Below are 25706 nucleotides of genomic sequence, written 5' to 3'. Positions count from 1 at the left end.
TCGGATGTTCAGGGTGGTTGGGAATTCTTCCCGGCTTTTTTCCCGGTTGACCCACGCAATGGGTTACCGCAGAACCGCGACACCCCCGGCCCTGGAAAGGACCTGTCCATGAAACGGTTGTTCCTGATTGCCACCCTCGTCGGCGCCGCTCCGGCCCTGGCCGACGAAGGCATGTGGACGTACAACAACTTCCCGTCCGCGAAGGTGAAGGAGAAGTACGGCTTCGAGCCCACCCAGCAGTGGCTCGACAAGGCCCGGCTGTCGTCCGCGCGGCTCGCGGGCGGCTGTTCGGCCAGCTTCGTGTCCCCCAACGGCCTGGTGATGACCAATCACCACTGTGCCCGCGGCTGTATCGAGCAGCTCTCCGGCGCGAAGAAGGACTACATCGCCAACGGCTTCTACGCGAAGACCGAAGCCGAGGAGACGCAGTGCCCGGCGATGGAGATCAACCAGCTCGAGCAGATCACCGACATCACCGAGACGCTGAACAAGGCGACGCAGGGCCTGTCCGGCAAGCAGTACGCCGACACCCTGAAGGCGAAGATGTCCGAGCTGGAGCAGGCGTGCTCCGCGGGCGACGCCAAGGTGCGCTGTGACGCCGTCACCCTGTACCAGGGCGGCAAGTACAACCTGTACAAGTACCGCCGCTTCCAGGACGTGCGCCTGGTCATGGCGCCCGAGCACGCCATCGCCTTCTTCGGCGGCGACCCGGACAACTTCGAGTTCCCCCGGTGGGATCTGGACGTGACGTTCCTGCGCGTCTACCAGGACGGCAAGCCGGCCAAGACGGACAACTACTTCAAGTGGTCCGAGAAGAGCGCCAAGGAGGGTGACATCACCTTCGTGTCCGGCCACCCCGGCCGCACCTCGCGCGGGCTGACCATCGCGGAGCTGGAGTACCAGCGCGACGTGGCCATGCCGAAGATGCTGTTCATGATGTCCGAGCTGCGCGGCATGGTGTCCGAGTTCCAGAAGCGCGGCCCCGAGCAGAAGCGCATCTCCAACAACCTGCTGTTCGGCGTGGAGAACGGCCTGAAGGCGACCAAGGGCCGCCTGGAGGCGCTGCAGGACAAGAAGTTCTTCGGCCAGAAGGTCGCCGCCGAGCAGGACCTGCGCAAGAAGGTCGAAGCCAACCCGGAGATGAAGAAGAAGTACGGCGCCGCGTGGGATGAGATCGCCAAGGCCCAGGCGCAGATGGTCAACATCCGCAAGGACCTGTCCTTCGTCGAGCAGGGCGCGGGCCTGTCCTCCAGCCTGTACAGCATCGCCAAGACGCTGGTGCGCGCCTCCGAGGAGCTCCCCAAGGAGAACGGTCAGCGCCTGCGCGAGTTCAACCAGGCCAACCTGCCCGCGCTCCAGGCTCAGCTGTTGAGCCCCGCTCCCATCTACCCGGAGCTGGAGATCCTCCGCCTGAGCTTCGGCCTGACGAAGATGCGCGAGGAGCTGGGCTCCAACCACCCGTTCGTCAAGAAGGTCCTGGGCAACGAGTCCCCCGACAAGCTGGCGGCCCGCCTGGTGAAGGGCTCCAAGCTGTGCGTCCTCAAGGACGTCAAGGGCTCCAAGGTGTGTGACGTGTCCGCCCGCAAGAGCCTGTTCGACGGCGGCAAGGCGGCCATCGCGGCCTCCAAGGATCCGATGATCCAGCTGGCGCTGGCGCTCGACGCGGATGGCCGCGCGGTCCGCAAGAACTACGAGGAGAACGTCGACGCCGTCATCAAGAAGAACGCGGAGCTGGTGGCCAAGGCGAAGTTCGAGGTCTACGGCACCAACCAGTACCCGGACGCCACCTTCACGCTGCGCCTGTCGTACGGCTCGGTGAAGGGCTACATGGAGGACGGCAAGAAGGTGGAGCCCATCACCCAGATGGCGGGCACCTTCGAGCACGCCACGGGCGAGGAGCCCTTCGCGCTGCCGCCGTCCTGGCTGAAGAACCAGAAGAACCTCGATGGCGCCACGGCGATGAACTTCGTCACCACCAACGACATCATCGGCGGCAACTCCGGCTCCCCCGTCATCAACAAGGACGCGGAGATCATCGGCCTGGTGTTCGACGGCAACATCCAGTCGCTGGGCGGTGAGTACGGCTTCGACGAGAGCGTCAACCGCACGGTGGCCGTGCACAGCGACGCCATCATCGAGTCGCTGAAGAAGATCTACGGCGCCACCCGCGTCCTCGAGGAGCTGCGTCCGGGCAGCACCCAGGTGCCCACCGTCCCCACCAAGCCGGCGGGGTGATGCACCCTCCAGCGGACCGGGTCTTCAGACGGAGACCCGGTCCCTGAAGCACGAAGAGGCTGCCTGGGCATCCCCGCCAGGCAGCCTCTTTCGTTTTCCTCAGCCGGTGACGGGGACCGCGGCTCTCACGCCCCGCCCTGCCCCGCTCACTCCCACTCGATGGTGGCGGGGGGCTTGGAGGACACGTCGTAGGCGACGCGGTTGATGCCGCGCACCTCGTTGGTGATGCGCGTGGAGATGCGCTCGATGACCGGGTACGGCAGCCGCGCCCAGTCCGCCGTCATGCCGTCCACGCTGGTGACGGCGCGCAGCACGCAGGTGGACTCGTAGGTGCGCTCGTCGCCCATGACGCCCACGCTCTGCACCGGCAGCAGCACGGCGAAGGCCTGCCACACCTCCTTGTAGAGCCCCGCGGCGCGAATCTCCTCCTGGACGATGGCGTCCGCGCGGCGCACCAGCTCCAGGCGGGCCTCCGTCACTTCGCCCAGCACGCGGATGGCCAGGCCCGGACCGGGGAACGGCTGACGGGACACCATCTCCTCGGGCAGCCCCAGCTCGCGACCCAGCGCGCGGACCTCGTCCTTGAACAGCTCGCGCAGCGGCTCCACCAGCTTGAGCTTCATCGTCTCCGGCAGGCCGCCCACGTTGTGGTGGCTCTTGATGGTGACGGACGGGCCCTTGTACGAGACGGACTCGATGACGTCCGGGTACAGCGTGCCCTGGGCCAGGAACTCCGCGTCCTGGATGTCGCGCGAGGCCTCCTCGAACACGGCGATGAACTCGCGGCCGATGATCTTCCGCTTCTTCTCCGGGTCCGTCACCCCGGCCAGCGCGTCCAGGAACCGGGCCCGCGCGTCCACCGTCTTCAGCGGGACGTGGAAGCGGTCCACGAAGAGCGCCTCCACCTGGGCCCGCTCGCCCTGCCGGAGCACCCCGTTGTCCACGAAGATGCACTGCAGCCGGGGGCCGATGGCGCGGTGCAGGAGCAGCGCCGCCACGGAGCTGTCCACGCCACCCGACAGGGCGCAGATGACCCGGCCGTGCTCACCCACCTGCTTGCGGATGGTGGCCACCGCCTCGTCGATGAAGCCCTTCATCGTCCACGAGCCGGACACCTTGCAGTCGTTGAAGAGGAAGGCGCGCAGCATGGCCTTGCCCTGCGGGGTGTGCACCACCTCGGGGTGGAACTGGAGGCCGTAGAAGGGCTTGCTCTGGTGGGCCGCCGCCGCGAAGGGCGAGTTGCCGCTGCGACCGATCGCCTCGAAGCCCGGGGGCAGATCCTCCACCCGGTCTCCGTGGCTCATCCACACCTGGACGCGGTCTCCCGGACGGAACTCCGAGAAGGGGCCGCGGGGGGCCAGCACCTCCACCTCCGCGTTGCCGAACTCGCGGTGGGCGCCCCGGTCCACGCGGCCGCCCAGCAGCTTGGCCGTGAGCTGCAGGCCGTAGCAGATGCCGAGCACGGGCACGCCCGCCTCGAAGACGAACGGATCGCACCGCGGGGAGCCGGGCGCCTCCACGGACGCCGGGCCTCCCGAGAGGATGATGCCCCGGGGGGCGAAGCGGCGGATGTCCTCGGCCGGCAGGTCCGGGCGGTGGATTTCACAATAAACGCCCAGCTCACGGACCCGGCGGGCGATGAGCTGGGTGTACTGACTCCCGAAATCGAGGATCAGGATCTTCTCGGCGTGCAGGTCCACCGGAGTTTCTCCAAGGGGGCGTCGTTGACGGCTGGGGGCCCTTATCGCTACAAACTTCCGGAAAGCAACGCCCAAGTCCCCTCAAGTGTTCGAGGTCCGGATGCTCCGCCGCCTGTCCGCTTCCACTGCTGCGACCCTCTTGTTCCTCTCCGCCACTGGATGCGTGAAGGAAATCTCCTCTGACGAGCGGCTCGACCGCGAGACCCAGAACATGGCGGTGAAGGACACGCCAGGGGTCGCCGAGCTCCAGAAGCTCACCTGTGACGACACCAACGACGCGCTGGTCAAGGCCCGCAACGTCAACCGGCCCGAGACGGACCGGCTGGTGGACTACATCGAGCTGTACGGCTCGCTGCGCAAGCGCACCGCCACCTTCGAGGAGGCGATGAACCGCAACCCGGACCTGAGCTACCGCGAGGGCAGCCAGCAGTTCGTCAACGCCAAGGACAACTGCATCCAGCAGACGGCCGACATCCGCATCGAGTTCGAGACCTACGTGCGGGAGCTGGTCGAGGTGCCCACCGTGCAGGAGATCAAGGGCGGCAACGCCGTCACCATCGCCCGCCTGGACTTCGGCACCCTGCGCCAGGCCATCGAGGCGCTGGAGCCGGATGACAAGGACTCGCTGCTGGGCCGGGTGGCCAACGCGGAGAAGAAGATCTCCGCCGCGTCGCCCGCCGAGGAGCCCAGCGGCGGTGGCCGCAAGGGCCGCAAGTAGCCAGGCCGTCCGAGCCGGCCCCTGAGGGGCTGGCTCCCTTCGAGGGTCCGTGCCTCCTGGCGCGGGCCCTCTTTTCGTTTCCCCGCGGGGAGGCCTACTCCACGCGGTAGTTGGGCGCTTCCTCGGTGATGATGACGTCGTGCACGTGGCTCTCCTTGAGCCCGGCCGAGGTGATCCGCACGAAGGTGGCGTTCTTGCGCAGCTCCTCGATGGTGCCGCAGCCCACGTAGCCCATGCCGCTGCGGATGCCGCCCAGCATCTGGTGCACGTTCATGGCGAGCGTGCCCTTGTACGGCACGCGGCCCTCGATGCCCTCGGGGACCAGCTTCACCGCGTCCACGTCCGACTGGAAGTAGCGGTCCTTGGCGCCCTGCTTCATCGCGCCCAGGCTGCCCATGCCGCGGTAGCTCTTGTAGCTGCGGCCCTGGTACAGGATGACGTCGCCCGGGGCCTCCTCGGTGCCCGCGAAGAGCGAGCCGATCATCACCGTGCTCGCTCCGGCCGCCAGCGCCTTCACGATGTCGCCCGAGTACTTGATGCCGCCATCGGAGATGATGGGGATGTCGTGCTTGTCCGCCTCGCGGCAGCAGTCATCCACCGCCGTCACCTGCGGCACGCCCACGCCGGCCACCACGCGCGTGGTGCAGATGGAGCCGGGGCCGATGCCCACCTTCACCGCGTCCACGCCCGCCTGGATGAGCGCGCGCGTGGCCTCGGCCGTCGCGACGTTGCCGGCGATGAGCTCGAAGCCCTTGAAGTTCTTGCGCGTGTCGCGCACGCCATCCACCACGCCCTTGGAGTGCCCGTGCGCGGTGTCCACCACGATGACGTCCACGCCCGCCTTCACCAGCGCGTCGATGCGCGCCTCGCGGTCCGGGGACACGCCCACGGCGGCGGCGCAGAGCAGCCGGCCCTTGGCGTCCTTGGCCGCGTTGGGGTGCGTGCGGCGCTTCTCGATGTCCTTGATGGTGATGAGGCCGCGCAGCTCGAAGTCGTCGTTGACGACGAGCAGCTTCTCGATGCGGTGCTCGTGCAGGAGCTTCTGAGCGTCACCCTGGCTGATGCCCTCGCGGCCGGTGACGAGCTTGCGCGTCATCATGGCCTCGACCTTCTGGGTGAGGTTGGTCTCGAAGCGCACGTCGCGGCTGGTGACGATGCCCACCAGGCGCTTGCCCTTCACCACGGGGATGCCGGACACGCCGTGCTGGCGCATCAGCTCCAGGGCGCGGCCCAGCGGGGCCTCTGGGTCGATGGTGACGGGGTCCACCACCATGCCGCTCTCGAACTTCTTGACCTTGAGCACCTCGAGCGCCTGCTGCTCGGGCGTCATGTTCTTGTGGATGACCCCGATGCCGCCCTCCTGCGCCATCGCGATGGCGGTCCGGGCCTCCGTCACGGTGTCCATCGCCGCCGACAACAGCGGGATGTTCAGCCGGAGGTTGCGGGTGAGGCGGGTCGTCAGGTCCGTGTCCTTGGGGACAACCGAACTTTCGGCGGGCACCAGGAGGACATCATCGAAGGTGAGTGCGAGCCGGATCTCGGGGTTCAACATGGGCGGCGCTCCCGGGGCATGGGGCCCGCGAGGCACCAGCGCCCTGCGGGTGCGGTTCCATACGAGGTACGTTGCCGCCACGCAACCTGGAAGGGCGGACTTTTTGACGCCCGTTCACTCGCACTTCAAGCGATAATCCGACCGGACTTTCCACTCACGTCTCAGGAACCGGGCTTTGACGGAATCGAATCAGGCGGCGGTCGGGTTGGTCGTGAAGCTGCCATTCGCGACGCCAGAGGAGTTCCTGGCGAAGTACGGCGGCAACGTCACGCGCGGTGGCATCTATCTGCGCGCCCGCGCGGTGAAGCCGCCCGGCACGGCCGTCACCCTGGACCTGCGGTTGGCCAGCGGCGAGCGGTTGATCCACGCCCAGGCCGTGGTCCACTTCGTCACCGGACAGGGAGGCCAGGGCGTGGCCGGCATGGGCCTGCGCTTCCTGTCGCTGGACCCGCAGACGCGCCGCTTCCTCGACTCCGCGGTCGCCGCCCTGCCCCACGCCCAGTCGGACGTCCCCCCCGTCCCCTCGGGTGTCGGGGCCCCGGACTACACCGTCCCACCTCCCGCGGAGCAGGCCAACCCGCAGGTGGTGACCCAGCAGCAGGCCGCCAGCGCTCCGGTGGCCTCCGCGCCCGTGACGATGATGTCGGACGAGGCGCTGGACCTGAGCACGCAGGAGCCCAAGCGCGCGGGCGTGGTCATCGGCATCGACCTGGGGACGACGAACTCCTGCGCCGCGTATGTGCGCAACGGCAAGCCGGGCGTGCTCAACAGTCGTGAGGGGCACAACACGGTGCCCTCCATCATCGCCGTCAACACGCGCGGCAAGCTGGTGGTGGGCCACCCCGCGAAGGGGCAGATGCTCACCAACCCTCGACAGACGGTGTACGGCGCCAAGCGACTGGTGGGCCGCGCGTACGACTCGGCCATCGTCGAGAACATCAAGGACAAGTTCCACTACGAGATCACCGCCGGCGCCAACGGCGATGCGGGCGTGAAGCTGTCCGACAAGGTCTACTCGCTGCAGCAGATCTCCGCGCTCATCCTGCGCGAGGTGCGCGAGGTGGCGCAGAACCAGTTGGGCCAGCCCGTCTCGCGCGCCGTCGTCACGGTGCCCGCGTACTACAACGACAACCAGCGCCACGCGGTGCGGGAGGCCGGCAAGCTCGCGGGCCTCTACGTCGAGCGCATCCTGAACGAGCCCACCGCGGCGGCGCTCGCGTACGGGTACGGGCGCAAGCTCAACCAGCGCGTGCTGGTCTACGACCTGGGCGGCGGCACCTTCGACGCGTCCGTGCTGGAGCTGGCCGACAACGTCTACGAGGTCATCTCCACCGGCGGCGACACGTTCCTGGGCGGCATCGACTTCGACAACGCCATCGTCACGTACCTGCTGGAGGAGTTCCAGAAGAAGACGGGCCGCACGTTCCAGGGAGACCGCGTGGCGCTCCAGCGCATCAACGACGCGGCGGAGCGGGCCAAGTGCGCGCTGTCCGAGCGTTCGGAGATGCGGGTTCATGTGGCCTTCGTCACGATGATCGACGACAAGCCCTACGACCTGGACGTCACGCTCACCCGGCAGAAGCTGGTGGAGCTGACGGAGGGGCTCGTCGACCGGACGGTGAAGGTCTGCGACGAGGTGCTCAAGGCGAAGAACCTGGGGCCCAAGGACATCGACGAGGTCATCCTCGTGGGAGGCCAGAGCCGCTTCCCGCTGGTGCACGAGAAGATCACCCGCTTCTTCGGCAAGGCTCCGAGCAAGGGCGTCCACCCGGACGAGGCCGTGGCGCTGGGCGCGGCGCTCCTGGCGCACAGCCTGGGACAGCTCGAGGGCGTGGTGCTCATCGACGTGCTGCCCATGGCCATCGGCGTGGGGCTGCCCGGCGGGCGCTTCAAGCCCGTGCTGGAGCGCAACACGTCGCTGCCCTCCACCAAGAGCTACACGCTGTCCACGCACCGTGACGGCCAGACGGAGCTGGAGCTCACCGTGTTCCAGGGCGACTCTGAACGAGCGTCCGACAATGAGTACCTGGGCACGCTCAAGCTCGCCGGCCTGCCCAAGCTGCCTCGCGGCGCGGTGCAGGTGACGGTGACCTTCGAGGTCAACAACGAGTCGCTCCTCAAGGTGACCGCGCGCGAGTCCTCGAGTGGGCGCGAGGTCACGAGCACGTTCTCCACGAAGGACACACCGGAGGCGGTGAAGGCCCGCCTCGCACAGCTCGACACGGAGAGTGCGGCGGCGAATGTACCGCCTCAACCCACCGCACCCTCCGCGCGCACCACGAGCACGTCCGGTGCGCGCGTCGTCAATCCGGTGCCGATGAAACCCGCGGCATCCACGCCTCCGGTGAATCGCACGCCTGCGGCGCGTCCGACAGCCGCGCAGCAAACCGCCGCTCCAGCGGTACCTGCGCTCGTCAGCCCGCCGCGGCAGCGTGGCTTCATGAAGTGGCTGAAGGGCTTGTTCGGTCGCGCCTGAAGCGCGATTTCATGCTGAGAGTGGATCAGCCCGTGCTCCACTTTCACACCGCTAATGAAGCTGCATGTGGGTAGTCGTTGTGGGCCGCGATTGTCGGGCTCGCCTGTTATTAAGCCGCCGGCCGAAAACAGCCCCGACGAGCCCCACACCCCATGCACGCTCCTTATCGAATCCTGAATGACGCTCTCCGTGTGCGCGCAGTTGGAGAGTCGTCGCGCCAGCCGCTCTACACGTTCCTGGGAGAGTCGGACGGCGACGAAGCCGCGCTGACGGCGTACGAGCTGGATCGCCAGGCGCGGCGGATTGCCGCGGTGTTGCAGTCCCGTGGCGCGGTGGGGCAGCGCGTGCTGCTGCTCTATCCGCCAGGGCTCGACTACCTCGCGGGTTTCTTCGGGTGTCTGTACGCGGGGGCGGTGGCGGTGCCCGCCTATCCCCCGGACCCGACGCGCCTGGAGCGCACCCTCCCCCGCCTGCGCGCCATCATCGACGACGCGCAGGCCACGGTGGTGCTCACGACCTCGGGCATCCTGGGGCTCGCGGACTTCGTGTTCGAGCAGGCGCCGGACTTCCGGGCGCTCCAGTGGTTGTCCACCGACGACCTGCCCGAGGGCCCGGAGGACACGTGGAAGGAGCCCGACGTGGGCCCCGACGCGCTGGCGTTCCTCCAGTACACGTCCGGCTCCACGGGGACGCCCAAGGGCGTGATGTTGTCCCACGCGAACCTGCTTCACAACCTGGGGCTCATCTCCGGGGCGTTCCAGGTGCGCCGCGACAGCGTGGGCGTCATCTGGCTGCCGCCGTACCACGACATGGGGTTGATCGGCGGCATCCTCCAGCCGCTGTACGGCGGCTTCACCGTGACGCTGATGTCACCGATGTCGTTCCTCCAGCGCCCCATGCGGTGGCTGGAGGCGGTGTCCCGGTTCCGCGGGACGGTGAGCGGCGGACCGAACTTCGCGTTCGAGTTGTGCGCGCGACGGGCGACGCCGGATGAGGTGAAGGCGCTCGACCTGAGCGCGTGGGAGGTGGCCTTCTGTGGCGCGGAGCCGATTCGCGCCGCCACGCTGGAGCGCTTCGCGGAGGTGTTCGCGCCCGCGGGCTTCCGTCGCGAGGCGTTCTATCCCTGCTACGGCCTGGCGGAAGGCACGCTCATCGTCACCGGTGAGGAGAAGGGCCGCGTGCCGCGCGTGCATCATCTGGAGGATGCGGCGCTGTCGCGTGGGAGCGCGGTGCGGGTGGCCCCGGATGCGGCGGGGGTGCGTGCGCACGTGAGCTGCGGCGCGACGCTGGCCGAGCAGCGCCTGCTCATCGTGGACCCGGAGACGCGGGTGCCGCGGGCTCGGGGCGAGGTGGGTGAGATCTGGGTGTCCGGTGGGAGTGTCGCGCAGGGGTACTGGCGCAAGCCGGAGCAGTCCCGGGAGACGTTCCAGGCGCGGCCCGTGGGTGCCGAGGATGGGCCCGCGTTCCTGCGGACGGGGGACCTGGGGTTGCTGCTCGAGGACGAGCAGCTCGTCGTCACGGGGCGCCGCAAGGACCTCATCATCCTGAGGGGGCGCAACCTGTACCCGCAGGACGTGGAGGCGGTCATCGAGCGCGCGCATCGACGCGTGCGGCCCGGGGGCGTGGCGGCGTTCGGGGTGGAGACGTCGGAGGGCGAGGCGCTCGCGGTGGTGGCCGAGGTGGCGCGCGAGCTGGCCGAGTCGAAGGACGCCGAGGCGCTGACGGCCGTGGCGGATGCCGTTCGCCAGGCGATCGCGCGGGAGCTGGAGGTCCAGCCGAGGACCGTGGCGCTGCTGCCGCCGGGGGCTGTTCCGAAGACGTCGAGCGGGAAGATCCAGCGTTACGCGTGCCGCGCGGGGCTCGCCTCGGGCGAGCTGACTGTGTTGTGGCGCTCGGACCTGGGGGCTCCGTCGACTCCGGCACGCGATGCGCCCTCTGCGCCGACGCGCGACGACGTGCCTTCCGCGTCCGGTGTGCCCTCGACTGGAGACGCCGCGTCGTCCGCTATCGTGGCTTCGGGCTCCGTGGAGTCCTCCGCGTCCGGTGTGCCCTCGGCCGGAGGCGCCGCTTCGTCCACCATCGCAGCGTCGGGCGCCACGGGGAGAGCGGATGCGAGCGCCTCGACCGTGCCTTCGCACGGCGGACCCTCCCTCAATGAATCGGGTTCTGTCAGCCGCACGGACGCGGGCTCTTCGCTGGCGCGGGCAGGTGCGGTCGCCGCGTCGTCCTCGGTGTCAGCAGCGGAGCTGGAGCGTGCGCTGCGCGAGGAGATCTCCGCCGTGCTGGGTGGGGCATCGTCGGCACTCGACGCGGATGCGCCGCTGACGCGATTGGGCATGGATTCGCTCGGTGCGGCGGACCTGCAGTCCCGCATCGAGAAGCGCCTGGGCGTACGGGTCTCCGCGGCCACGCTGCTCCAGGACGTGAGCCTCCAGGGCCTCATCTCGGAGGTCCTCAAGGCCGGCCAGGGCGGCACGGACTCGCGTCCGGGGCCCGTGGCCCGGGGCGGACCCGGCACGGGAGACCACCCCGCGTCCTTCGCGCAGCAGCGCCTGTGGTTCATCCAGCAGCTCGATCCGGCGTCGACCGCCTACCACATCCCCCTCGCCTTCTCGCTGCGCGGTCCGCTCGACACGCAGGCCCTGGAGCGCGCGCTGAACGAGCTGGTCCGCCGCCATGATGTCCTGAGGACCACGCTCATGGCGAAGGACGGCGCGCTCACCCAGCACGTCCACGCCCCTGCTTCCGTCACCCTCGAAAGGGTCATCGCGGATGCGGACGATGTCGCGGACCGGGCCTCCGTGATCGACGCGGTGGCCGTGCGTGATGGTCAGCGCCCCATGGACCCCGCGACGGGTCCGTTGCTCCGCTTCACCCTGGTCCGCTTCGCCGCCGAGGACCACGCCCTCGTGGTCTCCGTGCACCACCTGGTCGCGGATGGCTGGTCCATCGGCTTGATGGCCCGGGAGCTCGCGACCCTGCTCGTCGCGTTCACCCAGGGGCACCCGTCCCCGCTGCCCACGCCCACGCTCCAGTACGCGGACTTCGCGGTGTGGCAGCACGAGCACCTCACCCCCAAGGCCCTGCGCAAGGAGCTGACGTGGTGGAAGCAGGCGCTCGCGGAGGCGCCGTCCCTGCTCGCGCTTCCCACGGACCGTCCTCGCCCCCAGCGCCTGTCGTTCCACGGTGCCCGCCGCTCACGGCTGCTGCCCGCCGCGCTGATGACGAAGCTCCACGCGCTGGGCCGCCGTGAAGGCGTCACCCCGTTCATGAGCGTGGTCACCGCGCTGTCCACCGTGCTCCACCGCTGGAGCGGACAGTCCGACTTCGTGCTCGGCTCCGCGGTCTCCGGCCGCGAGGTCCCGGGCATCCGCGCGCTGATGGGCGACTGCACCAACTTCATCCCCCTGCGCGTCCGCCTGCCGGCCGAGGCCACCGTGAAGGGGCTGCTCTCCGCCGTGAAGCAGAGCACCCTGGGCGCGCTCGCGCACTCGCATTGCCCGTTCGACCACGTGCTCGCGGCCGTGCAGCCCGGCTCACAGCGGCGCGAGCTGTACAACGTGGCCTTCGTCCTCGACGACTACGACATCCCCCGTGACCTGTCCGTGGGCCAGGGGCTCACGCTGGACGTGTCGCTGCTGGACAACCGCACCACCGAGCTGGACCTCACCTTCGAGGCCGTCCACCGTCCCGAGGGCCTGCTCATCGGCTGCAAGTACGCGGCGGACCTCTTCGACGCGGAGACCATCGACCGTCTGCTGGGCCACCTCGAGGTCGTGGTCGGCGCGATGACCGAGGCCCCCGAGCAGCGCATCGCCGAGCTGCCCCTGATGACGGAGGCCGAGCGTCAGCACGTCCTCCACGCGTGGAACCCCCGCGCCGACGCGCCGAGCGACGGCACGCTGGTGGAGCGCTTCGAGGCGCAGGTGGACCGCTCACCCGACGCCATCGCCGTCACCTTCGAGTCCACGCGCCTCACGTACCGTGAGCTGGACGGACGCGCGAACCGTCTGGCCCAGGTGCTGCTGCGCCACGGCGTGGGCCCGGATGTCCTGGTGGGCGTGTGCCTGGAGCGCGGGCTGGAGCTGGTGGTGGCCCTGCTCGGCATCCTCAAGGCCGGCGGTGCCTACCTCCCGCTGGACCCGTCCTACCCCCGCGAGAACCTCGCGTTCATGCTGGAGGACGCGCAGGCCCCGGTCCTCATCACGCAGTCGTCGCTGGAGGACCGCATCCCCGCGCAGGGCAGCGCGGCCGTGATTCGCATGGACACGGACGCGGACGTCTCGGGCTCCGCCCCGCGTCCGCCGCGCTGCAATGCGCCGAGCGACCTGGCCTACGTCATCTACACCTCCGGCTCCACGGGTCGTCCCAAGGGCGTGATGGTGCGCCACGACAACGTCGTGCGCCTCTTCACCGCCACGGATGCGTGGTTCCACTTCGGGCCCGAGGACGTGTGGACGCTGTTCCACTCGTACGCGTTCGACTTCTCCGTGTGGGAGCTCTGGGGCGCGCTCCTGTACGGCGGCCGACTGGTGGTGGTGCCGTACTGGGTGAGCCGCTCGCCCGAGGCGTTCCACCGACTGCTCGCCGACGAGCAGGTCACCGTCCTCAACCAGACGCCCACCGCGTTCCGTCAGCTCATCCACGCCGAGCAGCAGGCCGCGGCGCGAGGACCGGTCGCGACGCTGTCCCTGCGCTACGTCATCTTCGGCGGTGAAGCGCTGGACATGGCCGCGCTGCGTCCCTGGTTCGAGCGGCACGGCGATGAGCAGCCGACGCTCGTCAACATGTACGGCATCACCGAGACCACGGTGCACGTCACCTACCGTCCCGTCCGGATGGCGGACGTGGACCGACCGTGGTCCAGCGTCATCGGCTGCCCGATTCCGGACCTCCAAATCTACCTGCTGGATTCCTCCGGACAGCCGGTGCCCGTGGGTGTCCCAGGCGAGATTCACGTGGGGGGCGCGGGCGTGGCGCGCGGCTACCTGCGGCGCCCCGAGCTCACCGCCGCCCGCTTCGTGGAGGACCGCTTCGGCGCCGTGCGTGGGCGCAAGCTGTACCGCGCGGGCGACCTGGCGCGGCGCCTGGCCAACGGGGACCTCGAGTACCTGGGCCGCATCGACAACCAGGTGAAGATCCGCGGCTTCCGCATCGAGCTGGGGGAGATCGAGTCCGCGCTGAGCACCCACCCCTCGGTCCGCGAGGCGGTGGTGATGGCCCGCGAGGACTCGCCCGGGGACAAGCGGCTGGCCGCGTACGTCGTCCTGGGCGACCTGGACACCTCGGCGAGCGTGGAGCAGACGGCGCAGTGGAAGGCCGTCTACGACGAGACGTACACGCAAGGTGAGCGCAGCGAGGATGCCACCTTCGACATCTCCGGCTGGAACGACAGCTACACCGGAGGCCCGCTCCCGGCGCCGCAGATGCGCGAGTGGGTGGACACCACCGTCCGACAGATCCTGTCCCTGCGTCCCCGACGCGTGCTCGAGCTGGGCTGCGGAACGGGGCTGCTCCTGTACCGGCTAGCCCCCCGCTGCGAGGCGTACTGGGGCGTGGACTTCGCGCGCCCCGCGCTGGACCGCATCGAGCGTCAGAAGGAGCGGCTCGGGGAGTCGCTGCGCTCGGTCCACCTGCTGCACCGCACGGCGGACGACCTGTCGGGCATCGAGCCTCGCTCGTTCGACACCGTCATCCTGAACTCCGTCATCCAGTACTTCCCGAGCGGGGACTACCTGCTCCATGTGCTCAAGGGCGCGGTGGCGGTGCTCAAGCCCGGGGGCCGCATCTTCCTGGGCGACGTGCGCAACCTGGAGGTGCTGGAGGCCTTCCGCGCCTCGGTGCGGCTGCACCGCGCGCCTCCGAACCTGTCCACCGCGCAGCTCCAGTACCGCGTGCAGCGCGACGTGATGGCCGAGGAGGAGCTGGTCCTCTCGCCCGCGTTCTTCACGTCGTTGACCACGCGCCTGCCCGGCATCTCCCGCGTGGAGGTCCTGCCCAAGCATGGCCGCTACGACAACGAGCTGAGCCGCTTCCGCTACGAGGTCATCCTCCACGTCGGCGAGGCCACCTCGCTCCCGCGCCCCGATTGGACGGACGGGAGCCAGCTGTCGCTGGAGTCGCTGCGCCAGAAGCTGGAGGCCCAGCCGACGATGCTCGCGGTGCGCGGCCTGCCGAACGCGCGCATCCTCGATGACACCCGGCTGGTCGACCTGCTGTCCGGCTCGGGTCGCCCGCCCCATGTGGCCGCGCTGCGCGAGGTGCTCCGCGACTGGCCCGGCTCGCGCGGCGTGGAGCCGGAGGACCTCTACGCGCTGGGCGGAGTGCTCGGCTACGACGTCAAGGTGAGCTGGGCGGGCGCGCACTCGAACGGTGCGCTGGACGTGGTCTTCACCCGCACGGGCGAGCCCGCGCTCTTCGACCTCTCGTCCGAGGAGGACCCGCGTCCCGTCTCCGCGCTGGCGAACGACCCGATGCGCGGGGCCCGGAGCGCGCGTGAGCTCGCGCGCATCCGTCAGGCCCTCACGGAGCGCCTGCCGCCGCACATGGTGCCGTCGGCGTTCGTCGTGCTGCCGTCCCTGCCGCTGACGCCCAGCGGGAAGGTCAACCGTGGCGCGCTGCCCGCGCCGGAAGCGGACCGCTCGGTCATCGAGGACGAGTACCTGGCGCCGCGGACTCCGATGGAGGAGACCGTCGCCCGCATCTTCTCGGAGGTGCTCGGCCACTCCCGCGTGGGCGCGCGCGATGACTTCTTCGCGCTCGGCGGGCACTCGCTGCTCGCCACCCAGGTGGTGACCCGACTGCGCGCGCAGCTCGGCGTCTCCCTGTCCCTCCGAGCCCTCTTCGAGGCCCCCACCGTCGAGCGCCTCGCCGAGCGTCTCGCGCCCCTGCAGGGTGCGCCCGCGGAGGCACGGCCGGAGCCGCTGGAGCGCATCCCGCGCACGGAGGATGCCCTGGCGGTGTCGTTCGCGCAGCAGCGCCTGTGGTTCCTGGAGCAGCTCCAGCCGGGACAGGCCGCGTACAACATCCCCGTGGCCCTGCGGCTGTCGGGACGTCTCGATGTCGAGGTCCTCCGCCGCACCTTCGCGGAGGTGGTCCGTCGGCACGAGCCGCTGCGCACCACCTTCGCCACCCAGGACGCCCAGCCGGTGCAGCGGGTCCACCCCGCGCCGGACGCCTGGGCGCTGGCCGTCGAGGACTTGAGCGCGCTCGAGCCCTCCGCGCGAGAGGCCGCGGTGAAGCAGCGGCTCTCCGAGGAGGCGCATCACCCGTTCGACCTGGAGCACGGCCCGCTGCTGCGCACGGCCCTGCTGCGGCTCGGCGCCGAGGAGCATCTGCTGTCGCTGTGCATGCACCACATCGTCTCGGACGGCTGGTCCATGGGCGTGCTGGTGCGCGAGGTGGCGCTGCTCTACGCGGCCTTCTCGCAGGGGCGTGAGTCGTCGCTCCCGACGCTCCCGGTCCAGTACGCCGACTACGCGGCCTGGCAGCGGCGCGTCCTGGAGGGCGACGCCGCGAGGACCCAGCTCGAAGGGTGGCGCACCCATGTCCAGGGCACTCCCATGTTGGAGCTGCCCACGGACCACTCGCGTCCCGCGGTGCGGACCTCGCGCGGCGCGACGCGGTTCTTCTCGTTGCCGCAGGCCCTGGTCTCCCGCCTGGAGAAGCTGGCCCAGGCCGAGGGCTCCACGCTGTTCATGGTGCTGCTCGCGGGCTGGCAGACGCTGCTGTCGCGCTACTCGGGCCAGACGGACTTCAGCGTGGGCACGCCGGTGGCGCACCGCTCGCGTCCGGAGCTCGAGGGCCTCATCGGCTTCTTCGTGAACACGCTGGCCCTGCGCGCGCGACTGGAGGGTGACCCGACCTTCCTGGAGCTGCTGGGCCGGGTCCGCGAGGAGTCACTCGCGGCCTTCGCGCACCAGGACGTGCCCTTCGACAGCCTCGTCGAGGCGCTGGGCGGCGCGAGGGACTTGTCCCGCACGCCCGTGTTCCAGACGGTGTTCGTGCTCCAGAACGCGCCGCTCCAGCCTCCGTCCCTCCCGGGCCTGGGCGTGGAGCTGCTGCCCACGGCGACGGACACGTCCAGGTTCGACGTCACCGTCTCGCTGATGGAGCGCCAGGGAACGCTGGAAGGACAGCTCGAATACAGCCTGGACCTCTTCACCCCGGCCACGGCCGCGCGACTGGTGGAGCACTTCCAGCGCTTGCTCCAGGGAATCGTCGAGGACTCGCGCAGCCGGCTCTCGGCGCTTCCGCTGATGTCCGAGGCCGAGCGTCGCCAGGTGCTCGTCGACTGGAACGACACCCGCGTGGCCGAGGCCGCGCCCGAGACCACGCTGCACGCGCTCGTCGCCGCGCGGGCCCGGGCAAACCCTGACGCCGTGGCCGTGGAGGCCGGGGCGCAGGTGCTCACCTACGGACAGCTCGACGCTCGCTCGAACCAGCTGGCCCGGCACCTCTTGTCCCTGGGGTTGGGCACGGAGCCTCGCGTGGGCCTGTGCCTGACGCGAGGGCTGGAGCTCATCGTGGGCATGCTCGGCGTCCTGAAGGCCGGGGGCAGCTACGTGCCCATGGACCCGACGTGGCCCGAGCAGCGACGGGCCCATGTCCTCGCGGACGCGGGGCTCTCCTCGGTCCTCACCGTGGACGCCTTCTCCGAGGTGCTCCCGGCCCGCTCGCGTGTCCGGCTGGACTCGGACTGGAGCGTCATCGCGCGCCAGTCGGCGGACCCGGTATCGCTCCCGGAGAGCGCGGACCAGCTCGCATACGTCACGTACACCTCCGGCTCCACCGGCCTGCCCAAGGGCGTGGCCGTCTCGCATCGCGCGGTGCTCCGGCTGGCCCAGGGGCTGCGCATGGCGACGGGGCCGGAGGACATCGTCCTCCAGGTCTGCGCGCCCACGTTCGATCCGCACGTCTTGGAGGTGTGGACCACGCTGACCTTCGGCGCGCGGCTCGTCGTCTACCCGGCACATACGCCCGAGGTGGCGGAGCTGGCGAGCCTCATCATCGAGCGCAAGGTGAACGCGGCCGTCCTGGCCACGGCGCTGTTCGACGTCATGCAGCAGCACCAGCCGGAGGCCCTGGCCCAGGTGCGGCGACTCGTGGTCGGTGGCGATGTGCTGCCCGCGCCTCGCGTCCAGGAGCGACTGGCGCAGGGGCGCTCCATCACCAACGGCTACGGTCCCACCGAGGCCACCGTCGCGGCCACGCAGCACACGCTGAACCCCGGTGACGTGCCGGGTGACTCCATCCCCATCGGACGCCCGCTGGCGAACACGCAGGTCTACGTGCTGGATGCACACCTGCGTCCGGTGCCCGTGGGTGTCCCGGGTGAGCTGTTCATCGGCGGCCCGGGGCTCGCCCGGGGTTACCAGCATCAGCCCGCGCTCACCGCGGAGCGCTTCGTGCCGCATCCCTTCGCCACCACCCCCGGCGAGCGCCTCTACCGCTCGGGCGACCGGGTGCGCTGGCGTCAGGACGGGACGCTCGAGTTCCTGGGGCGCATCGACTTCCAGGTGAAGGTGCGCGGCTTCCGCATCGAGCTGGGCGAGGTCGAGTCCCTCCTGCGTGCCCACGCCGGAGTCGCCGAGGTCGCGGTGGTGGTGCGAGAGGACGCGCCCGGCGACAAGCGCCTGGTGGCCTATGTCGCGCCCGCCACCGTGGACGTGGAGGCACTGCGTGTCCACCTGCGGAGCCACGTGCCCGAGTACATGGTGCCGAGCGCGTTCGTCACGCTCGCCACCCTGCCCCAGACGTCCCACGGCAAGGTCGACCGCAAGGCCCTGCCCGCGCCGCACTTCACGTCGGGCGCGGCGGACTTCGAGGAGCCCCGGACTGACTTGGAACGACAGCTCGCGGACCTCTTCCGCGAGGTGCTGCGCGTGGAGCGCGTGGGCCGACAGGACGACTTCTTCCTGCTCGGTGGCCACTCGCTGCTTGCCACCCAGGTGGTGACGCGCCTGCGCGCCCGGCTGGGGACGTCGCTGTCCCTGCGCGCGTTCTTCGAGGCGCCCACCGTGGCGCGGCTCGCCGAGCACCTGTCCGCCGCGTCGCCCGTGACCGAGCTGCCGCCCCTGGTGCCCGTATCCCGTGACTCGGCCGCGCTGGAGCTGTCGTTCGCCCAGCAGCGGCTGTGGTTCATGGACCAGCTCCAGCCGGGCCTCGTGGCGTTCAACATGCCCGCGGCGCTGAGGCTGCGCGGACCGCTCCAGGTGGACGTGCTCCGCCGGGCCTTCCGCGAGGTGGCTCGACGACACGAGTCGCTGCGCACCACCTTCACGTCTCGCGACGGAAGCCCCGTGCAGCGCATCCACGCCGCGCCCGAGCACTGGGCGTTGGAGGTCGAGGACCTGAGCGCGCTGGAGTCCCCCGCGCGTGAGGCCGCCTCCGAGCGTCGCATCGTCGAAGAGGCCCACCGACCCTTCGACCTGGAGCACGGTCCGCTGCTGCGCACCGCCCTGCTGAAGCTGGGCGCGCGGGAACACATCCTGCTGCTGTGCATGCATCACATCGTCTCGGACGGCTGGTCCGTGGACGTGCTGATCCGGGAGATCGCCGAGCTGTACACCGCGCTCCTGGAGGACAAGGTGCCCGTGCTGCCGGAGCTGCCCGTGCAGTACGCGGACTTCGCGGCGTGGCAGCGTCGGGTGCTGGATGGAGCGACGGTGGGCGCGCAGGTCGAGTGGTGGCGCTCGCGACTCGAAGGGGCTCCCGTGCTGGAGCTGCCCACGGACCACTCGCGGCCCGCGTCGCGCAGCTACCAGGGCGCGATGCACGCCTTCCGTCTGCCCGCGGACCTCGTGACGGGGCTGGAGTCCCTGGGGCGCGCGCGGGGCGCGACGCTCTTCATGGTGTTGATGACGGGCTGGCAGGCGCTGCTGGCGCGGTACTCGGGACAGCGGGACTTCACCACCGGGACGACGGTGGGCCACCGCGAGCGGCCCGAGCTGGAGGGGTTGATCGGCTTCTTCGTCAACACCGTCCCGCTGCGCTTCCAGTGGCACGAGGACCCCACCGTCGCGACCATGGTCCAGCAGGTCAAGGATGTGGCCCTGGCCGCCTTCGCGCACCAGGACGTGCCCTTCGAGCGGGTCGTCGAGGCCCTCGGCGGTGAGCGAGACCTGTCCCGCACGCCGCTGTTCCAGACGCTGTTCGTGCTCCAGAACACGCCCATGCGCGCTCCGTCGCTGTCGGGTGTGCAGGTCGACCTGCTGCCGAGCGCGACCCGGACGGCGCGCTACGACCTCACGCTCTCGCTGATGGAGCGCGACGGCGCGCTGGAGGGACAGCTCGAGTACAGCACCGACCTCTTCACCGAGGCGACCATCCGCCGGATGGCCGAGCACCTGGGCGTGGTGCTCGGGGCCCTGGCCCGGGGCGGCGTGGAGCAGCGGCTCAGCCAGCTCCCGCTGATGCGCGACGAGGAGCGCGAGACGCTCCTTCGCACGTGGAACGACACCCACGTGGACCTGCCGGCCGTGGCGACGATTCCCGCGCTGTTCGCCGCGCAGGTGGCGCGGACTCCGTCGGCCGTGGCGGTGGAGGTCGAAGGTCAGACGCTCACGTACGCGCAGCTCGATGAGCGGTCCAACCAGCTCGCGCACCACCTGCGCGCCCTGGGCCTGGGCGTCGAGTCCCGCGTGGGCGTGTGCCTGCATCGGGGGCTGGAGATGGTCGTGGGGGTGCTGGGCATCCTCAAGGTCGGCGGCTGCTACGTGCCGCTGGACCCGTCGTATCCGGCGCAGCGCCTGGCGTTCCTCTTCGAGGACTCGGGCGTGGTGGCGGTGCTCACGCAGTCCTCGCTGGAGGACGAGCTGCCCGCGGGCTCGCAGTTCCTGGTGAGCCTGGACTCCGAATGGAACGCCATCGCGCGCCGGCCCACGCACGCGGTGAGCGCGGACCTCGGTCCGGACCACCTGGCGTACGTCTCGTACACGTCGGGCTCCACGGGGACGCCCAAGGGCGTGGCCATCCCGCACCGAGGCGTCATCCGCCTGCTCACCGGTGCGCGCTTCGTGGACCTGGGGCCCAAGGAGGTGGTCCTCCAGCTCGCGCCGCTGGCCTTCGATGCGTCCACGCTGGAGCTGTGGGGCGCGCTGCTGTTCGGCGGCCGGCTGGTCATCTACCCGCAGGCGACGCCGGACCTGAAGGAGCTGGGCGAGGCCCTGGTCCGTCACCAGGTCTCACTGCTCTGGCTGACGGCGGCGCTGTTCGACCAGATGCAGCAGCATCAGCCGGAGGCGCTCGCTGGCGTGCGTCAGTTGCTCGCGGGTGGCGACGTGCTGCCCGCGACGCGAGTGCGCGAGCGACTGGCGAGTGGCCAGGGGCTGGTGAACGGCTACGGCCCCACGGAGGGCACGACGTTCACGGCCTGCCACCGGATGTCCCCGGGTGACGACGTGGGCCTGTCCGTGCCCATCGGTCGCCCCATCGGGAACACCCAGGTCTTCGTCCTGGACGAGTCGATGCAGCCCGTGCCCGTGGGGGTCCCGGGCGAGCTGTTCATCGGTGGCGATGGCCTCGCGCGCGGATACCTGGGCCAGCCCGCCCTCACCGCCGAGCGCTTCGTCCCCCACCCCTTCTCGTCGACGCCGGGAGCGCGGCTGTACCGCTCCGGAGACCGCGTGCGCTGGGCGGAGGACGGCACGCTGCGCTTCCTGGGCCGCACGGACTTCCAGGTGAAGGTGCGTGGCTTCCGCATCGAGCTGGGCGAAATCGAGGCCGTGCTCCGCGCCCACGCGGGCGTGGTCGAGGCCACGGTGGTGGTGCGCGAGGACTCGCCCGGTGACAAGCGCCTGGTGGCCTATGTGGTCCCGGAGTCGCTGGAGACGGGCGCGCTGCGCGAGCACCTGCGGCGTCAGCTGCCGGAGTACCTGGTGCCCACCGCGTTCGTCGCGCTCCAGGCACTGCCCCTGTCGCCCAACGGCAAGGTGGACCGCAAGGCGCTGCCCGCGCCGGAACTCGGCTCGACGACGACCGTCTCCGAGGACTCCCTGCCCCTCCTCCAGCAGCAGCTCGCGGCGCTGTTCCGCGAGGTGTTGAAGGTGGACCGGGTGGGCCCGGACGACGACTTCTTCGAGCTGGGAGGCCACTCGCTCCTGGCCACGCAGCTGGTGACCCGGGTGCGCGCGCTGCTGGGCGTGGACCTGCCGCTGCGCGTGTTGTTCGAGGCCCCGACGCTGGCCGGCCTCGCGCGACACCTCGAGGAGCTGATGCTGAAGGCGTCCCGGACGCAGATGCCGCCGCTGGTATCGGTGGCTCGCGACGAGGCGTTGCCCCTGTCGTTCGCGCAGCAGCGCCTGTGGCTCCTGGAGCAGCTCCAGCCGGGACAGGCCGTCTACAACGTCCCCGTGGCACTGCGGATGACGGGCGCGCTCGACGTCGAGGTGCTGACGCAGACGTTCGCGACGCTCGTGCGCCGTCACGAGGTGCTGCGGACGACCTTCGGTGCAAGGGAGGGTGTGCCGTTCCAGCGCATCCAGCCCGCGCCGAAGCAGTGGCTGTTGCCCGTGGTGGACCTGAGCACGCTGCCGGACTCCGCGCGTGAATCGGCGCTGCGTGCCCGGATGTCCGAGGAGGCGCATCACCGGTTCGATCTCCAGACCGGGCCGTTGCTGCGCACGGTGCTGGTGCGTACGTCCGCCTCCGAGCATGTCCTGCTGCTGTGCATGCACCACATCGTCTCGGACGGTTGGTCCATGGGCGTGCTGGTCCACGAGGTGGCGTCCATCTACGAGGCGCTCGCGGAGGGCCGGTCCGTGCCCCTGCCCGAGCTGCCCGTGCAGTACGCGGACTTCGCGGCATGGCAGCGCGAGTGGGTGAAGTCGGAGGGCATCCAAACGCAGCTCGAGGGCCTGCGTGCCCGCTTCACCGGCGCACCCGCGCTGGAGCTCCCCGCGGACACCGTCCGTCCGGCGACCCGTACGATTCGGGGAGGCAGCCACTTCTTCACGCTGCCGCCGGAGCTGGTGGCGGAGCTGGAGACGCTGGCGCGGAAGGAAGGGGCCACGCTGTTCATGGTCCTGCTCGCGGCGTTCGAGGTGCTGTTGTCCCGCTACTCGGGGCAGCAGGACTTCTGCGTCGGCAGCCCCGTGGCGCAGCGCACCCGGTCCGAGCTGGAGCCGCTCATCGGCTTCTTCGTCAACACGCTGGTGCTGCGCGCCCGCGTGGATGGCAACCCGACGTTCAGCGAGCTCGTGTCTCGCGTCCGAGAGGAGTCCCTGGCGGCGTACGTCCATCAGGACGTGCCGTTCGACCAGCTCGTGGAGGCGCTCGGTGGCGAGCGCGAGGGCCGCAGGTCCCCGCTCATCCAGGTCATGTTCGCGCTCCAGAACGCGCCCATGCAGCCTCCCGCGCTTCCGGGTGTCCGCGTGGACGTGCTCAAGACCACGACGAACACGGCGCGACTCGACCTCACGATGTCGATGATGGAGCAGCCGGATGGCGGGCTCGATGGCGCGCTGGAGTACAGCCTCGACCTGTTCTCGGCCGCGTCCGCCGAGCGACTGGGACAGCACTTCCGCGTCCTGCTGGAGGCAGTGGTTCGTGATGCCCGGAGCCCCATCGCCGACCTCCCGCTGATGGGCGAGGAGGAGCGGCAGCAGGTGCTGGTGGGGTTCCAGGGACGCACGGAGGCGTACCCGAAGGAGGCGACGCTGCACGCGCTCATCGAGGCGCAGGTGCGACGCACACCGGAGGCGGAGGCGGTCCGCTTCGAGGGAAGCACCCTCACCTACGCGCAGCTGGATGCACGGGCCAATCAGCTGGCGCACCACCTGCGGACGTTGGGAGTGAAGCCGGGGGTGCTGGTGGGGGTGTGCCTGGAGCGCTCGCTGGAGTTGGTGGTGGCGCTGCTGGGGGTGCTCAAGTCGGGAGCGGCCTACGTGCCGTTGGACCCGGCGTACCCGAGGGAGCGGTTGGCGGGGATGCTGGAGGACGCGGACGCGCCTGTCCTCGTCACGCAGGAGAAGCTGAAGTCGGTGCTGCCGACGACGGGCGCGCGAGTGGTGAGCCTGGACGGCGGGTGGGCCGAGGAAACCCGAGAACCGGTGGGGTACCCCGGTTGGGAGGCGGAAGCGGGCTCGCTGGCGTACGTCATCTTCACGTCCGGCTCGACGGGCCGTCCGAAGGGGGCGATGAACGCGCACGCGGGCATCGTCAACCGACTCTTGTGGATGCAGCAGGAGTACGGGCTGACGGCGGCGGACACGGTGGTGCAGAAGACACCGTTCAGCTTCGACGTGTCGGTGTGGGAGTTCTTCTGGCCGCTGCTGACGGGGGCGAGGCTGGTGGTGGCGAAGCCGGGAGGGCACCAGGACCCGGCGTACCTGGCGAAGCTGCTGCGGGACGAGCGAGTGACGACGGTGCACTTCGTGCCGTCGATGCTGCGAGCCTTCCTGGAGGAGCCAGGCCTCGAAGGGCTGAGCCACCTGCGGCGGGTGGTGTGCAGCGGCGAGGCGCTGACGGCGGACCTGGTGGCGAAGGCGCACGCACGGCTGCCGTCTGGAGCGGAGGTGCACAACCTCTACGGCCCGACGGAGGCGGCGGTGGACGTCTCGTACTTCCACTGCGCGAGAGGCACGCAGCGCACGAGCATTCCGATTGGGCGGCCTGTGGCGAACACGCGGCTGTACGTGCTGGACGCGCAGGGCCAGCCGACGCCGGTGGGAGTGCCCGGAGAGCTCTTCATCGGCGGTGTGCAGGTGGGGCTGGGGTACTGGAGGCGGCCTCAGCTGACGGCGGAGCGCTTCGTGCCGGACGTGTACTCGCAGGTGCCCGAGGCGCGGCTGTACCGCACCGGAGACGTGGCGAGGTGGCTGGCGGATGGGACGCTGGAGTACCTGGGCCGCTCGGACTTCCAGGTGAAGCTCAGGGGCTTCCGGATTGAACTGGGAGACATCGAGGCGGCGCTGCTGTCACACGCCTCGGTGCGAGAAGCCGTGGTCCTCGTGCGCGAGGACTCCCCGGGCGACCAGCGCCTCGTCGCCTACGTCACCCAGTCCACTCCGTCCGCCGACACGAGTGGATTGAAGGACTTCCTGTCGACGCGCTTGCCCACCTTCATGGTGCCCTCGGCCTTCGTCGTCCTCCCGGCCTTCCCGCTGTCCCCGAGTGGGAAGCTGGACCGGAAGGCGCTCCCGGCCCCCGTGGCACCCCCGACCCCGGGAGGCCCCGCCGTGCCCTCCGCACCCGAACGTCTCACCCCCTTCCAGCAGCGCGTCGCCACCGCCTTCCGTGAGCTGCTCCGCGTCGAGCGTGTGGGCCTGCACGATGACTTCTTCGCGCTGGGCGGACACTCGCTGCTCGCCACCCAGCTCGTCTCGCGCCTGCGCACCACGTTCGGCGTCGAGCTGCCCGTGCATGCCCTGTTCGACGCGCCCACCGTGGCCCGAGTCACGGAGTTGGTCGAGGAAGGGATGCTGTTCCGCGACGCACCGTCACAGGTGCCCCCGCTGCGGCCCATCCCGCGCGATGGCGAGCTGCCGCTGTCGTTCGCGCAGCAGCGCCTGTGGTTGCTCGACCAGGTCCAGCCCGGAGGCACGCAGTACAACATCTCCGGCGCCATCCGGCTGGAGGGCGCGTTGAACCCGGAGGCGCTGCGACAGGCGCTCGACCTGCTCGTGTCCCGCCACGAGCCTCTCCGCGCGACCTTCGGACTGAAGGACGGTCAGCCCGTCCAGACGCTCCATCCGCACAGGCCCTGGTCGCTGCCGCTCACGGACCTGTCGGACGTCGCGCCGCCGGAGCGCGAGGCCGCCGCGCGCAAGTACGCCGCCGAGGAGGCCAGTCAGCCCTTCGACCTGTCCACGGGCCCGCTCCTGCGCACCGCGCTGCTCAAGCTGGACGATGAGCTGCACGTCCTGGTGCTGGTCATGCACCACATCGTCTCGGATGGTTGGTCCCTGGCGGTGATGGTGCGCGAGGTGGCGCTGGCCTACGAGGCCTTCGCCGCGAGGAAGGCCCCTGCCCTCTCCCCGCTGCCCGTGCAGTACGTCGACTTCGCGGCGTGGCAGCGCCAGTGGC

General features: G+C 70.2%; 6 protein-coding genes (1 of these 6 cut by a window edge). 4 read left to right on the top strand and 2 right to left on the bottom strand.

The window, feature by feature from the left end:
• Nucleotides 1-108: 108 nt before the first annotated feature.
• On the top strand, nt 109-2235 hold the full coding sequence (locus K8625_RS17245) for a S46 family peptidase (protein WP_223748986.1): 2127 nt from the start codon (nt 109-111) through the stop codon (nt 2233-2235).
• 146 nt (nt 2236-2381) lie between these two features.
• Here K8625_RS17245 and guaA read toward each other — a convergent pair whose 3' ends face one another.
• Nucleotides 2382-3935, bottom strand: a complete 1554-nt coding sequence (guaA, locus tag K8625_RS17240; RefSeq protein WP_223783315.1) for a glutamine-hydrolyzing GMP synthase — start codon at nt 3933-3935, stop codon at nt 2382-2384.
• Between the two features lie 85 nt (nt 3936-4020).
• Here guaA and K8625_RS17235 point away from each other — a divergent pair, with 85 nt between their 5' ends.
• Nucleotides 4021-4653 carry a hypothetical protein gene (locus K8625_RS17235; protein WP_223748984.1) on the top strand — a complete coding sequence of 211 codons (633 nt, stop codon included), beginning with the start codon at nt 4021-4023 and terminating at the stop codon, nt 4651-4653.
• 94 nt (nt 4654-4747) lie between these two features.
• Here the strand turns inward: K8625_RS17235 and guaB are convergent, their stop codons facing one another.
• Nucleotides 4748-6205, bottom strand: a complete 1458-nt coding sequence (gene guaB / locus K8625_RS17230; RefSeq protein ID WP_141324073.1) for an IMP dehydrogenase — start codon at nt 6203-6205, stop codon at nt 4748-4750.
• A 175-nt stretch (nt 6206-6380) separates the two neighbouring features.
• On the opposite strand from guaB, the gene K8625_RS17225 reads away from it, so the two are divergent.
• Nucleotides 6381-8681, top strand: coding sequence for a TIGR02266 family protein (locus K8625_RS17225; protein ID WP_223783314.1), 2301 nt, complete (start codon nt 6381-6383; stop codon nt 8679-8681).
• Nucleotides 8682-8833: 152 nt separating this feature from the next.
• A protein-coding gene (locus K8625_RS17220) for a non-ribosomal peptide synthase/polyketide synthase (protein ID WP_223783313.1) crosses the window boundary here: on the top strand, nt 8834-25706 show its 5' portion. It continues 26657 nt past the right edge of the window; 16873 of the gene's 43530 nt are visible here — the first part of the coding sequence; it begins with the start codon at nt 8834-8836; its stop codon lies off the right edge, out of view.

It is taken from the genome of Myxococcus sp. AS-1-15 (assembly GCF_020037055.1).
Lineage (GTDB): Bacteria > Myxococcota > Myxococcia > Myxococcales > Myxococcaceae > Myxococcus > Myxococcus fulvus.
The sequence above is the reverse complement of the archived record's forward strand: the minus strand, read 5'-3'. Positions and strand labels throughout refer to the sequence as shown.

Bases quoted from the DNA above. Each gene is read 5' to 3' on its own strand.
- guaB (WP_141324073.1), bottom strand. From the start codon at position 6,205: ATGTTGAACCCCGAGATCCGGCTCGCACTCACCTTCGATGATGTCCTC.
- K8625_RS17245 (WP_223748986.1), top strand. From the start codon at position 109: ATGAAACGGTTGTTCCTGATTGCCACCCTCGTCGGCGCCGCTCCGGCC.